Annotated in this window: 8 protein-coding genes, 2 tRNA genes and 3 rRNA genes; 1 reads left to right on the forward strand and 12 read right to left on the reverse strand. The window is 45.1% G+C overall.

The genetic code is table 11. The features are described from left to right. Nucleotides 1–157 precede the first annotated feature (157 nt). The 12 genes from QLH32_RS09895 to QLH32_RS09950 all read right to left on the reverse strand — a co-directional run bounded on the left by QLH32_RS09895 (nucleotide 158) and on the right by QLH32_RS09950 (nucleotide 12,687). Nucleotides 158–1,765 (reverse strand): Na/Pi cotransporter family protein, encoded by a 1,608-nt coding sequence (locus tag QLH32_RS09895; RefSeq protein ID WP_283266098.1) that lies wholly within the window; start codon nucleotides 1,763–1,765, stop codon nucleotides 158–160. Nucleotides 1,766–1,802: 37 nt separating this feature from the next. Further along, nucleotides 1,803–2,195: a hypothetical protein gene (locus tag QLH32_RS09900; protein WP_283266099.1), complete on the reverse strand. Its 393-nt coding sequence runs from the start codon at nucleotides 2,193–2,195 to the stop codon at nucleotides 1,803–1,805. 48 nt (nucleotides 2,196–2,243) lie between these two features. Beyond that, nucleotides 2,244–2,627: a dihydrodipicolinate reductase C-terminal domain-containing protein gene (locus QLH32_RS09905; RefSeq protein ID WP_283266100.1), complete on the reverse strand. Its 384-nt coding sequence runs from the start codon at nucleotides 2,625–2,627 to the stop codon at nucleotides 2,244–2,246. A gap of 140 nt (nucleotides 2,628–2,767) precedes the next feature. Next, complete coding sequence (locus QLH32_RS09910; protein WP_283266101.1) at nucleotides 2,768–2,920, reverse strand: hypothetical protein; 153 nt, start codon at nucleotides 2,918–2,920, stop codon at nucleotides 2,768–2,770. Between the two features lie 148 nt (nucleotides 2,921–3,068). Next, a 5S ribosomal RNA gene (gene rrf, locus QLH32_RS09915) occupies nucleotides 3,069–3,183 on the reverse strand. A 177-nt stretch (nucleotides 3,184–3,360) separates the two neighbouring features. Next, nucleotides 3,361–6,255, reverse strand: a 23S ribosomal RNA gene (locus QLH32_RS09920). Nucleotides 6,256–6,636: 381 nt separating this feature from the next. Beyond that, nucleotides 6,637–6,712, reverse strand: a tRNA-Ala gene (locus QLH32_RS09925). Between the two features lie 68 nt (nucleotides 6,713–6,780). After that, a tRNA-Ile gene (locus QLH32_RS09930) sits at nucleotides 6,781–6,857 on the reverse strand. Between the two features lie 59 nt (nucleotides 6,858–6,916). Beyond that, nucleotides 6,917–8,453 (reverse strand): 16S ribosomal RNA (locus tag QLH32_RS09935). Together the 16S, 23S and 5S rRNA genes with 2 tRNA genes alongside form the textbook arrangement of a ribosomal RNA operon. Nucleotides 8,454–9,216: 763 nt before the next feature. After that, nucleotides 9,217–11,196 (reverse strand): BCCT family transporter, encoded by a 1,980-nt coding sequence (locus tag QLH32_RS09940; protein ID WP_283266102.1) that lies wholly within the window; start codon nucleotides 11,194–11,196, stop codon nucleotides 9,217–9,219. Between the two features lie 153 nt (nucleotides 11,197–11,349). Continuing rightward, nucleotides 11,350–12,045 (reverse strand): ion channel, encoded by a 696-nt coding sequence (locus tag QLH32_RS09945; protein WP_283266103.1) that lies wholly within the window; start codon nucleotides 12,043–12,045, stop codon nucleotides 11,350–11,352. 45 nt (nucleotides 12,046–12,090) lie between these two features. Beyond that, on the reverse strand, nucleotides 12,091–12,687 hold the full coding sequence (locus QLH32_RS09950) for a TetR/AcrR family transcriptional regulator (RefSeq protein ID WP_267981771.1): 597 nt from the start codon (nucleotides 12,685–12,687) through the stop codon (nucleotides 12,091–12,093). 85 nt (nucleotides 12,688–12,772) lie between these two features. Between QLH32_RS09950 and QLH32_RS09955 the strand changes: the two genes are divergently transcribed. Further along, a complete protein-coding gene (locus tag QLH32_RS09955; RefSeq protein ID WP_283266104.1) occupies nucleotides 12,773–13,981 on the forward strand; it encodes an oxygenase MpaB family protein in 1,209 nt (402 codons plus the stop codon). Nucleotides 13,982–14,023 lie beyond the last annotated feature (42 nt).

Genomic DNA, 14,023 nt, shown 5'->3' on the forward strand with positions numbered 1-14,023 from the left:
CTTATCGTCTTTAAAAAGATTATACGCAGTTTAACCTTATCATCAAAAATTGATATTTAACGATTTGTGATGCTGATTTATAACAAAACTTTCTAGTTCAGGCTTCACGACTCTTTTTCTATTATTGCCTGTTCTGGCTTTTAACCACACTTCTGCATTAAGCCAACTCCTCATGGACAATGTCCTGATCGGTATCACCCAGCAGAATTGCAACCCGTTCAGAATGTACAACCAAATGCTCCAGCCAACGCTGGGCAGCGAGCAATTCCAGAGTATAGGTTGCAGAAACATTTCGATGGGCGGAATCCTCGATAATCTTTTGCCTTACAGATTCCTGTCTCTCTTTCATTGCATTCGCGATCAAGCTCAATTCATCCACTAAAGATTTAGGTATTTTTACAAATGGTTCCTGCAATAAATAAGGAATATACTGCTCAATCAATGCCGCAAAATGCTGTGCTAAATCATAAATGGCAGCCTGACGTTGAATAGTTTCAATCTTTGAGACATCCTTTAAGTCATTCCTTAAAACACGGACATAAACAGCCAGCCGCAACAGGATAATAAAGCGACGTTGATCTGCAAGGGATTGTGGAATAGTCATTGCATCCAGATAATTTTCAACTTTTACCAGAATATGATCAAGCTCATCTGTCCTCACCAACCCAGCAACGATTTCCCGACGGATACAGCGTACAAAAATTCCATACATATCAGCAATCGATTGCAATAGCACCCGTTCTGCTGCGGCAATTGCCAGCGCAGGAACACTATACAGAGACTCATCCAAATAACGTGTTGTTGAATATTCTTTTTCTGGAAGCAAGTAAATAATGAACTGCTCAAACCTAGGTAAAAGAGGCATAAAAATACATGCCCCCAATACACTAAAACAAGTATGAAATGCGGCAACCAGCAAAACCGCTCCTAGTTGATGAATGGCTTCAATATGGTTATACGCCCATATAAATGCTGGAGATAAAAGCGTAAATGCAAAAACCGCAGTAACCACATTAAAAATGACATGAACCGCAGCCGTTCGCTTGGCACTCGTGGTTGCCCCGATTGCCGCCAAAAGAACCGTAGCCACCGTTCCAATATTTTGCCCAATCACCAACGCCAGGGTCTGTTCCAGATTAATGGTTTGGGTAGACAACGCCGCAAGGGTTGTGGTAATTGCCGCACTGGATGACTGGAGTACGATGGTCATGAGAATACCCACCAGCACCAGAAACAAACGCATCAACAGCGTCGGTTCCGCCCAGCGCGAGAGATCAATCAGTTCCGCCACGCCACTCATGGCATCCTGCAAAAGCTGGATACCAAAAAACAATAGACCAAAACCTGCAAGGGTCAGTCCAATAAACCCAACCCTTTCTTTTCCTAATAATTTTAGTAAGGCACCGATGCCAATCAGCGGTAAGGCAAAACTTGAAATCGAAAACTTTAAACCAAGTAGCGCCACCATCCAGCCCGTACTGGTCGTTCCAATATTGGCGCCAATAATGACCCCAATCGCATGACTGAAACTGAGTACACCAGCACTTACAAAACCAATGGTAGCCAAAGTGGTTGCTGTTGAGGACTGCACGACCAGAGTCAACCCAATACCTGATAAAACCGCCTTGATTGGAGAATCAGTAAATCTCACCAACCATTGACGTAGTGCTTCCCCTGCCATTGCTTTCAGGCTATCGGTCATCAAGGTCATGCCTAAAAGGAACAACCCGATTCCACCCATCAACTGCACAATGACATTCAACACAGAAACTTCCTTTTTATGATTTTTAAGGTACAGACCACTAATCAGGAGCGTAATAAAAACTCATCACCCCAGTTGCAATTGCAGCAACAAAACATTCAACCTTAAAAGATTCAAAACCCAAAACATAGAGAATAATACCGAAAATCATTGCTGAGATTAAACTGGTCATGACCAGTGCAACACGATGAGTACCATGATCATGTGCTTTCATTTTTAATATCTTATGCTTTAATTGAGCGCGATGAATATAATATTGATTAAATAGGGGCAACCTAATCATGATAAATGTCATCAATAAAATGCCAAAAATAAAGGCAAATATGACAGCCACCCAGTTAAAGGGTTCCTGATCAATGTAGGCATAACCAACAAGTAGGCTACACCCAATCAAGGCATATAAAATATAATCCCAATAAAATTTTCTATACATGGTTTTATTCTAAAAATAAGCCCTAGCAATCAATGCAGTGCTATTGGTTTATATCCAGCCTTTATCAATAAATTCCGTAACCTGATAAAACCTTTTTTCGAGTGTATTGTTGCTGACGGCAATAATAATTTGCCTCACACCCTCAGCATAGGGTGAACCACCCAATACCTTGGTTTCCATATTAATTGAACAGGACTGATGATCAGAAATCTCAATTCGATGATAGGCGTGCCGATTCAGACTCTGTTCTGGAATTTTTAGTTCCTCACGCTGTATTTTAGGATCACGAATCGACTCAATATTCTCTTCTGCCAGCCCTAATGACTTCGCCATGGCAATTGCGGTTCCTGGCGTTGAAGTCTTGCCCGATTGATGCGACTCAGTCAGGTTAATCTGGTATTGACTAAAGCTATAGCCTACCTTTTCCAGCATAAACATAAACTTGAGCATTAAAATGTTGGTATTGGGACATAGAATGACTGGAATATTTAAAGGCTCAGATGATAGGTCCGTTTCAGTTGATAATTCAACCAAAACAGAGTTTGTCTGTTCACAATACTCAATGATGTCCTTTAGTTCCCGTCCTGAACCAGCGTGTACACAATACAGGGTTCTGACAATTTTCTATCAGCCCATGCCTGTACCTCATAATTATGGTCAGGCATTAATCCATTCAATAATTCAAGGGCTAATTTACCAGAACCAGCAATATAAACATTTGTCATCGGTTTCACTTATAGTGTGTAAGTATGTAAATTTTATTGAGTATAAATGGATATTAAATTTTGTTGGAATCTTCTTTGTTTATACTTTTCTCTATTTCTTCAGCATAAAAAAACCTCCCAACATTGGTTGGGAGGTTTTCAATTTAAAAGCTGGCGATGACTTACTCTCACATGGCAAACGCCACACTACCATCAGCGCGGGGAGGTTTCACTTCTGAGTTCGGGAAGGGATCAGGTGGTTCACTCCTGCTATTGTCGCCAGCAAACTGTTTTGGCTTTCGGTGGTCTTACATTCTGCCACTTAGTACCGAAGAGTTTAACGGATTAGCTGTTGAGTCTGTTTTAGTGTTCGTAGTTTAACTAGTTTCTGCACTAAATCAAGTTTTACTTTGGTTTAATCATTTAAGTTGATGCTTTATATACAACTGTTTGGGTGTTGTATAGTCAAGCCTCACGAGCAATTAGTATTGGTCAGCTTCACACGTCACCGTGCTTCCACACCCAACCTATCAACGTCCTGGTCTCGAACGGCTCTTTAGAGGACATAAAGTCCTAGGGAAATCTTATCTTGAGGTAGGCTTCCCGCTTAGATGCTTTCAGCGGTTATCCCTTCCGAACATAGCTACCCGGCGATGCGACTGGCGTCACAACCGGTACACCAGAGGTTCGTCCACTCTGGTCCTCTCGTACTAGGAGCAGATCCTCTCAAATTTCCAGCGCCCACGGTAGATAGGGACCGAACTGTCTCACGACGTTCTAAACCCAGCTCGCGTACCTCTTTAAATGGCGAACAGCCATACCCTTGGGACCTGCTTCAGCCCCAGGATGAGATGAGCCGACATCGAGGTGCCAAACACCGCCGTCGATATGAACTCTTGGGCGGTATCAGCCTGTTATCCCCAGAGTACCTTTTATCCGTTGAGCGATGGCCCTTCCATACAGAACCACCGGATCACTAAGACCTACTTTCGTACCTGCTCGACTTGTGGGTCTCGCAGTTAAGCGCGCTTTTGCCTTTATACTCTACGCGTGATTTCCGACCACGCTGAGCGCACCTTCGTACTCCTCCGTTACTCTTTAGGAGGAGACCGCCCCAGTCAAACTACCCACCAGACATGGTCCTCGCCCCGGATTACGGGGCAGAGTTAGAACCTCAACATTACCAGGGTGGTATTTCAAGGACGGCTCCATACAAACTAGCGTTCGTACTTCAAAGCCTCCCACCTATCCTACACAAGTAAGGTCAAAGTTCAATGTCAAGCTGCAGTAAAGGTTCACGGGGTCTTTCCGTCTAGCCGCGGGTACACTGCATCTTCACAGCGATTTCGATTTCACTGAGCCTCTGCTGGAGACAGCGCCGCCATCATTATGCCATTCGTGCAGGTCGGAACTTACCCGACAAGGAATTTCGCTACCTTAGGACCGTTATAGTTACGGCCGCCGTTTACTGGGGCTTCGATCAAGAGCTTCGCTTACGCTAACCCCATCAATTAACCTTCCAGCACCGGGCAGGCATCACACCCTATACGTCCACTTTCGTGTTTGCAGAGTGCTATGTTTTTAATAAACAGTTGCAGCGGCCTGGTTTCTGCGGCTGCCAACCGCTCAGGGAGCTAGTCCCATCACCGTCAGCAGCGTACCTTCTCCCGAAGTTACGGTACCATTTTGCCTAGTTCCTTCAGCAGAGTTCTCTCAAGCGCTTTGGTCTACTCGACCTGACCACCTGTGTCGGTTTCGGGTACGATTCCTGTGTAACTGAAGCTTAGAGACTTTTCCTGGAAGCATGGTATCAGCCACTTCACTGTACAAGTACAGCTTGCTATCGACTCTCAGCATGGAGCACCCCGGATTTGCCTAAGATGCATGCCTACTGTCTTCCACCTGGACAACCAACGCCAGGCTGACTTAACCTTCTCCGTCCTCTCATCGCATTACACAGAAGTATTGGAATATTAACCAATTTCCCATCGACTACGCCTCTCGGCCTCGCCTTAGGGGTCGACTCACCCAGCCCCGATTAACGTTGGACTGGAACCCTTGGTCTTTCAGCGAACGGGTTTTTCACCCGTTTTGTCGTTACTCACGTCAGCATTCGCACTTCTGATACCTCCAGCAGACTTCTCAATCCACCTTCATCGGCTTACAGAACGCTCCCCTACCACTTACGCTAATGCGTAAATCCGCAGCTTCGGCACATAGTTTTAGCCCCGTTACATCTTCCGCGCAGGCCGACTCGACTAGTGAGCTATTACGCTTTCTTTAAAGGGTGGCTGCTTCTAAGCCAACCTCCTAGCTGTCTATGCCTTCCCACATCGTTTCCCACTTAACTATGATTTTGGGGCCTTAGCTGGCGGTCTGGATTGTTTTCCTCTTGACTACGGACGTTAGCACCCGCAGTCTGTCTCCCGGATAGTACTCATTGGTATTCGGAGTTTGCATCGGTTTGGTAAGTCGGGATGACCCCCTAGCCGAAACAGTGCTCTACCCCCAATGGTATTCGTCCGAGGCGCTACCTAAATAGCTTTCGGGGAGAACCAGCTATCACCAGGCTTGATTAGCCTTTCACCCCTATCCACAAGTCATCCCCTGGCTTTTCAACGACAGTGGGTTCGGTCCTCCAGTTAGTGTTACCCAACCTTCAACCTGCTCATGGATAGATCGCCTGGTTTCGGGTCTACACCCAGCAACTATACGCCCTATTAAGACTCGGTTTCCCTACGGCTCCCCTATGCGGTTAACCTTGCTACTGAATGTAAGTCGCTGACCCATTATACAAAAGGTACGCAGTCACCCAACAAAGTGGGCTCCCACTGCTTGTATGCATGCGGTTTCAGGATCTATTTCACTCCCCTCACAGGGGTTCTTTTCGCCTTTCCCTCACGGTACTGGTTCACTATCGGTCAGTCAGGAGTATTTAGCCTTGGAGGATGGTCCCCCCATATTCAGACAAGGTTTCACGTGCCTCGCCCTACTCGTCATCATGATGTGTGCCCTTTCGTGTACGGGAATATCACCCTCTACGTTCGCACTTCCCAGAGCGTTCCACTAGAACACACACCACTTAATGGGCTGATCCCCGTTCGCTCGCCGCTACTAAGGGAATCTCAATTGATTTCTTTTCCTAAGGGTACTGAGATGTTTCACTTCCCCTCGTTCGCCTTATATTCCTATGTATTCAGAATATAATACCTACCTTATGGTAAGTGGGTTCCCCCATTCAGAAATCTCCGGATCACAGGATATTTGCCGCCTCCCCGGAGCTTTTCGCAGGCTATCACGTCTTTCTTCGCCTCTGACTGCCAAGGCATCCACCACATGCACTTAATTACTTGACTATACAACCCCAAACAGTCGTTAATACCTACAAGTAGTATTACCAACATTTCAGTTTGACGCACTGTGCACTTAAGCACCGTACAGCTTCAATCTAAATTCATATACCAAAACGCTTGATTCAGTGTTTTTGCTAGTTCTCAGATTAAATATCTTCTTAACAATTATTTGTTAATTTAATACTTAATCGAGTTTGAACAATTTATTTCAGACTCAATTCTACTAATCTGTTAATGATTAACTACTGCCTCGTCAGCGAGTAGTAAACTGTGATAAATCACAGAAGTTAATAAACTCAAATCAAAATCTCTTTTGATTTATTTATACATTTATTAATTTCTATAATTTATTTAGCTTTAAATTAAATGTTTCCATTTAATTCGTGGTGGAGACTAGGAGAGTCGAACTCCTGACCTCCTGCGTGCAAAGCAGGCGCTCTACCAACTAAGCTAAGTCCCCAGCTTATCATCTTGAACGATATATCTTCTCATCTAGCAGCTTGTGACTATTCATCACTTCGTCAGTAGTGGTGGGTCTGACAAGACTTGAACTTGTGACCCCACGCTTATCAAGCGTGTGCTCTAACCAACTGAGCTACAGACCCTCAGATACATCTTCGAAGAACAACTTGTTGTGGATTCTTACCAGTCACCAATCTTTCGTTAAGGAGGTGATCCAGCCGCAGGTTCCCCTACGGCTACCTTGTTACGACTTCACCCCAGTCATCGGCCACACCGTGGTGAGCGTCCTCCCTAAGGTTAGACTACCCACTTCTGGTGCAACAAACTCCCATGGTGTGACGGGCGGTGTGTACAAGGCTCGGGAACGTATTCACCGCGGCATTCTGATCCGCGATTACTAGCGATTCCGACTTCATGGAGTCGAGTTGCAGACTCCAATCCGGACTACGATCGGCTTTTTGAGATTAGCATCCTATCGCTAGGTAGCAACCCTTTGTACCGACCATTGTAGCACGTGTGTAGCCCTGGCCGTAAGGGCCATGATGACTTGACGTCGTCCCCGCCTTCCTCCAGTTTGTCACTGGCAGTATCCTTAAAGTTCCCATCCGAAATGCTGGCAAGTAAGGAAAAGGGTTGCGCTCGTTGCGGGACTTAACCCAACATCTCACGACACGAGCTGACGACAGCCATGCAGCACCTGTATCTAGATTCCCGAAGGCACCAATCCATCTCTGGAAAGTTTCTAGTATGTCAAGGCCAGGTAAGGTTCTTCGCGTTGCATCGAATTAAACCACATGCTCCACCGCTTGTGCGGGCCCCCGTCAATTCATTTGAGTTTTAGTCTTGCGACCGTACTCCCCAGGCGGTCTACTTATCGCGTTAGCTGCGCCACTAAGTCCTCAAAGGACCCAACGGCTAGTAGACATCGTTTACGGCATGGACTACCAGGGTATCTAATCCTGTTTGCTCCCCATGCTTTCGTACCTCAGCGTCAGTATTAGGCCAGATGGCTGCCTTCGCCATCGGTATTCCTCCAGATCTCTACGCATTTCACCGCTACACCTGGAATTCTACCATCCTCTCCCATACTCTAGCCAAACAGTATCGTATGCAATTCCCAAGTTAAGCTCGGGGATTTCACATCCGACTTATTCAGCCGCCTACGCACGCTTTACGCCCAGTAAATCCGATTAACGCTCGCACCCTCTGTATTACCGCGGCTGCTGGCACAGAGTTAGCCGGTGCTTATTCTGCGGGTAACGTCCACTCATCAAGGGTATTATCCTCAAGAGCCTCCTCCCCGCTTAAAGTGCTTTACAACCAAAAGGCCTTCTTCACACACGCGGCATGGCTGGATCAGGGTTCCCCCCATTGTCCAATATTCCCCACTGCTGCCTCCCGTAGGAGTCTGGGCCGTGTCTCAGTCCCAGTGTGGCGGATCATCCTCTCAGACCCGCTACAGATCGTCGCCTTGGTAGGCCTTTACCCCACCAACTAGCTAATCCGACTTAGGCTCATCTATTAGCGCAAGGTCCGAAGATCCCCTGCTTTCCCCCTTAGGGCGTATGCGGTATTAGCATTCCTTTCGGAATGTTGTCCCCCACTAATAGGCAGATTCCTAAGCATTACTCACCCGTCCGCCGCTAGGATCAGTACCGAAGCACCTCACCCCGCTCGACTTGCATGTGTTAAGCCTGCCGCCAGCGTTCAATCTGAGCCATGATCAAACTCTTCAGTTAAAATCATTTTGCACCTTATTAAAGACAAGGTGCCAATTCTGGCTCATCAATTACTGACTTATATATTCGCTCAAATAAACTTCGAGAAATTTTAACCAATTAATCAATGATAATTTATCGATCGATCAACCAGTAAAAATCCACACAAGTTGTTCTTCTATTCTCTTAATGATCTTCTCGATGATTCGTCATCATCAAGCTAGGTCGGCTATGTTACCCTAAATCTCTTTAAAGTCAACTGATAATTTGGATTTCTTAAAACTTATCTTAACCTAAACAAACCTGACCAATCCAGCCTAGAATCTAGACCACTTTAATCAAATCCTTGTTTATCAACAAGTTTTTATCCGCATCACCGCCGATGAGTGGGCATTCTACAGCATTTCAGAAGAGACGCAAGCGTTTTTAAAATCTTAGTCAATCGGTTGTCTTCTTTTTAAACTTTAAGCTACCTAATCTACTGATTTATATAATTTAAAATTTATTCATTATCTTTAAAAGCAATTTAGCTCATTTAAACATTAATTCAACATACTGTTATTCAATGATTTTTTATTAATATTGGTTTAATTATCAGCTAAAAATCTTGTGAAAGTTGCTTATTTTTCCACAACTAGGTCTTTTATTTATCAATTCCCTGTTATTTATCTTTTTATAAAAGCTTTTTCGTGTAATTTCTTCGATTTAAATTTAAACGCTTAGACGAAAACAACGGCTTTGAATGAATCAAAACCGTTGTTCCAACTGGTTAAATGACAACCATCTATGAAGAGGTTGTCGTTCTGACAATATTCAGGAAATAAAGATGACGTTCATATTGGTCAATAATATCCTGAATCAAGTCCTCCTGAGTCCAGTCCATCACATCATAGTTTTGACCACCTTCCCGTAAAAGCACTTCCGCCTGAAAGTAGCTGGCCGCATCTTCATCCGCCCGCCCCAGCATAAAGCTTGGTGGCACAGTTTCATGTGAGACCACTTTATAGGTGAAATTAATTTCATGGTGATGGTCAACATGCAGTTGCAGGCCCTGTTCAATCTCCCGAATATCAACATCTAAATGACGGCGTTTAAATTCACGCTGGATACTTTCAAATGCCTGACGCACCTGTGTATTGATATACTGCCGCACTTCAGCCTCGGTATGCGGATAGTGCATGATCAGGCCCAAACGTTGCTGCCAACTCCGTGGATTATGAATCGCCCGCGGGGTAATTCGGGCCTCCTGAATGGCGTTCATCTTGGTCACATCAAGCTTCAGGGCTTTTAACAGGCCCCAGCTCATCAGCAGCATCACAAAAGTAAAGGGTAAGGCGCTCATGATAATGGAGGATTGCAAGGCTGATAGACCACCGACCAGCAACAGGATAATCGCCAGCACCGCCATCAGCACAGTCCAGAACAGTCTTTGCCATGTGGGTGAGTTCTCCGTTTTTGCGGTCAGATAATCGGTAACCAAAGCTCCTGAATCTGCTGAGGTCACGAAGAACAGCATCACCAATACGGTTGCAAGCAGGCTCATTACGGTTGAAAAAGGCAAATGGTTTAGAAATTCAAACAAGGCCACCGATGAGTCATTTTGTACCGCCTGAATCAGGGTGGTATTGTGTTCTTGCAAAATACTGAACAGTGCAGCATTGCCTAGAAAGCCCATCCAGATAATGGTAAAACCTGTTGGGATTAACAGTACACCAATGATAAATTCGCGGATGGTTCGCCCTCGTGATACACGGGCAATAAACATCCCCACAAATGGCGACCATGAAATCCACCATGCCCAGTACATGATTGTCCAACCACCAATCCAGCCATTCGGTTGGTAGGCATACAGGTTAAATGTCATGCCAAACAGGTTGGATATATACGAACCCATGTTTTGAATGGTGGTCTGGAGTAAATAGATACTTGGGCCAGCAATAAAGACAAAGGCTAAAAGTACCAGTGCCAAAATCAGGTTTAGTTCAGAGAGACGCTTTACCCCTTTATCCAGTCCAAGGAATACAGATAAGGAAGCCAAGGCACTGACAAAAATAATCAGGATAACCTGAACATTGCTGCTCTGTTCGATGCCAAACAGGTAGTGTAAACCCGAGTTGATCTGGGTCACCCCAAAACCTAAAGAGGTTGCGACACCAAAAACCGTACCGATGGTGGCAAAAATATCAATGCTATCGCCCAAAGGCCCATAAATTTTCTTACCGATAATCGGATACAGGGCGGAACGGGTTTTTAAGGGCAGATTATGGCGATAGGCAAAATAGGCCAGGGACAGTCCGACAATGGCGTAAATCGCCCAGGCATGCAGACCCCAGTGGAAAAAGGTGATGCGCAAGGCCTGCTGAGCCGATGCAACGGTTTCAGGGTCGCCACTAGGCGGACTGACATAATGCATCACGGGTTCAGCGACACCAAAGAACATCAGGCCGATGCCCATGCCTGCGGTAAACAGCATAGCGAACCATGAACCATTGCTATACTCAGGCTGGCTGTGGTCGGGCCCTAGTTTAATTTTGCCACTGGCTGAACAGGCAATATAAATCAGCAGAATCAGGAACACCGCAACAGACAGAACATAAAACCAGCTAAAGGAATCGGTGATCCACTGCTTGAGCTGCTGGGTGAGAAATTCAAACGAACTGGGTGCGATAATGACAATTGCCAAAAAAATCGCAATGATAATCACCGTGCTTAAAAACACGTTTGGATTGACATTCGCAAACTGCGAAGTTGGTTTGGAAGGCATGGTTACCCCACGTTATTTTAATGATCATGGACAGACCCTAATGGGTCAAACAAGACATTCACAAGGTGAATAAAAGCGAGTTCAGTACATGCAAAACTCGACATTTATTATAGGAAACGTGAAAAATAACGCAGTTGTAATGCTGTAACAGGGCTATTCCTTATGAGTAAACTGCTTGGGTAAATGGGCAATATATTGCAGTGCGATCAGGCGTGACACCACCACCGCAAGGTACATCACCCCACCAAACATTTGCAGCATCGCCAGTACCCGTGCGGCTGGGCTAAGTGGCATAAGATCAGACAATCCCGTGGCGGATTGCAGGCTGAAACTGAGAAACAGCAAATCCAGCCAGCTTTGCAATGGCTGTACCTGATTGGGATTTTGAAAGCTATAAGGCAGGACAAGCTGGCAAATAGCATATAAAAAGGCAAAGCCCCAGGCGATTAGGGTAAAGACCGCTCCCGCAGCAAATAGCTCATCCTTGGTGAGGTAACGGTCGGCAAACATATAACGTAGCAGTCCATAGGCGGCATAAAAATAGGCAAGCGCCTCAAAGCTATAGGCTGTGACCTGAATGGCTGGGCTACCATAGCCAATAAAAATCAGGATGGAAAACAGGAAAGCACCACTGACAAAAACCAGTCCCCAAAAGGTAAATACAGGCGTTTGGCGAATTACCTTGGCAATAATCAGTAGCGCCAATACACCCAATGACCAGGTCAAGGCACGGTATTCAGTGTCACCAGAGGTCAGCATATATAAAATCAACAGGGCCAGTTGCACCAGTAACAGCCATGCGGATGGGAGTAAACGAAACGTTTTCCAAAATTCCCTCAAGGTTTGCATGTGGTTTTCCCAAGTCTTGTTATGGTTTTCATTATGTTTATAACATCATACTGCATCCAGAAAGGAAACGATCATTTTGGACAGTTCTTGTTGCAGGCGCTGCTCCTGAATCAGGAAATTATTTTTGCTGACGTAACGCATCATGGTAAACAGGGTGCTGTTAATGATCACAAATGATTTATGCTTGAGTGTTTCAAAGTCCCAGTGTGGATAGTAACGCCCAAACAGGTACATCCCAATTTCCAGAAAATGTCTTTCCAGCACCTGTGCCGCATCTGAGTCACTGTAGGCATGCCAGTTCTTTAAGATTTCAATAAAAAAGCCCTGATCAGACTTCAACGATTCAAAGCCAAAGGCAATGCTTAATGTGATGACGTCCTGAATACTGGTTTGCTGTTGCAGCATCACCAACTGTTTCAATGCCTGCCCCAGATCCTCACTTTTACGTAGCAGCAGTTCCGCCACAATCTGTTCCTTGTTTTCAAAATACTGGTAAATCGAACCAACACTTACTCCTGATTTTTCAGAGATTTTAGGTGTGGTGACATGCAACACGCCATACTCAGAAATGCATTTTTGTGTACCCTGCAAAATGCTTTCCACGATCATTTTGGCACGTTGCTGCTGTGGTCTTTTTCTCATGCTCAGCCTCAAGGAAAATGCGAATTGAATACGAATATTTATTCATATTAAGCTTTGATTAAATAACAATCAGGGGCTTTATGCAATGCAAAGCATCGTTAAACCTAAACGTCTGGCTGCATTTGAAGACATGATTCAGTCGAATGTAAAATCCAAAATATTAAGCTATATGACTCGTCAGAATATTCAGCCGAGTTATGGGGACTATCTGGCATTGAATACCGCCCTGCAAAGTGGTGATGAGCCGATGGATCAGGTGTTGCGCTGGGTGCTGCAAAATCCAAAACAGCACCGCAAGTATTTTGAAACGGCACTATATGAGGGTTTGGACAAGCTGCCTCATGAGATTCCTGAACTCAGCAATTTTTTTCAGCTCATTGAGCAAAAACCCGTTTGGTACGATCAAGGCAAGATTGATGAGGCACTGAAATTTACCTATCGGCTGGGTGTGAACAACGGCCTCATCCTGAGAGATGTTTCCCTCATGACAGGCTATCTGTATCCTGGCTTTAACCAGCCTTTGGTATTGACAGGCGCATTAAAGAAACAGGCGGGCACCCGTTTGGCCGAAACCACCAAATGGTGGGTCGATATCACCGAGCAAGATGGGTTTGAACGTTTTAGCAAAGGCTTTACCTCAACAATTTTTGTGCGTTTTATTCATTCACTGGTACGCCATCAACTGCAAAAATCAGAAAAATGGGATGCTGAAACCTGGGGACTGCCCATCAACCAATATGATCAGGCCATGACCAATATTGCCTTTAGCGGTGTGGTATTGCTGGGTATTCGGGCTTTGGGGATTTTCCCAAGCAAGCAGGAAGTTGACAACTTTCTACATTTCTGGAAATACGCAGGCTGGTTGATGGGCATTGAAGAAAAATGGCTGGTGGATAAAGAAGCTGAGGGCTGGAAAATGATTTACTGGATGCAGTTTGCGCATCCCCAAGCTGATGCCACCAGTGTTTCACTGGGTTCCAGTCTATCTAAAGAACCCTTTGAACGGAAATATCGCTATCTGCGCTCTTTCCAACAAAAACTGGCCTACAAACAGCATCTGGAAATTACCCAGTTCTTTATTGGACGTAAAAAAATGCAAAAGCTTGGCCTGACACCGCAATCGGCCTCATGGTTTGCCTATTATCTGATCGGTCGGAATTTAGCGTTGTATACAGGCGCCAAACATATTCCAAAGTTAAATCATTTCCTTGAACAGAATGGACGGCATTTACAGAAAATTGGCCTGTCGCTGTATCGCAATCAATCACAGCAACTGGCAAGCATGCATCAGTAAACCATAAAAAAGCCCTCATCAATTGAGGGCTTTTTTGATCAG

The organism is Acinetobacter corruptisaponis, from assembly GCF_030053775.1.
In the GTDB taxonomy this organism is placed as follows: Bacteria; Pseudomonadota; Gammaproteobacteria; order Pseudomonadales; family Moraxellaceae; genus Acinetobacter; species Acinetobacter corruptisaponis.

Coding starts and splice junctions, on each gene's coding strand:
- QLH32_RS09910 (WP_283266101.1), bottom strand. CDS start 2,920: ATGACAAATGTTTATATTGCTGGTTCTGGTAAATTAGCCCTTGAATTA.
- QLH32_RS09950 (WP_267981771.1), bottom strand. CDS start 12,687: ATGAGAAAAAGACCACAGCAGCAACGTGCCAAAATGATCGTGGAAAGC.
- QLH32_RS09945 (WP_283266103.1), bottom strand. CDS start 12,045: ATGCAAACCTTGAGGGAATTTTGGAAAACGTTTCGTTTACTCCCATCC.
- QLH32_RS09955 (WP_283266104.1), top strand. CDS start 12,773: ATGCAAAGCATCGTTAAACCTAAACGTCTGGCTGCATTTGAAGACATG.
- QLH32_RS09900 (WP_283266099.1), bottom strand. CDS start 2,195: ATGTATAGAAAATTTTATTGGGATTATATTTTATATGCCTTGATTGGG.
- QLH32_RS09940 (WP_283266102.1), bottom strand. CDS start 11,196: ATGCCTTCCAAACCAACTTCGCAGTTTGCGAATGTCAATCCAAACGTG.
- QLH32_RS09905 (WP_283266100.1), bottom strand. CDS start 2,627: ATGCTGGAAAAGGTAGGCTATAGCTTTAGTCAATACCAGATTAACCTG.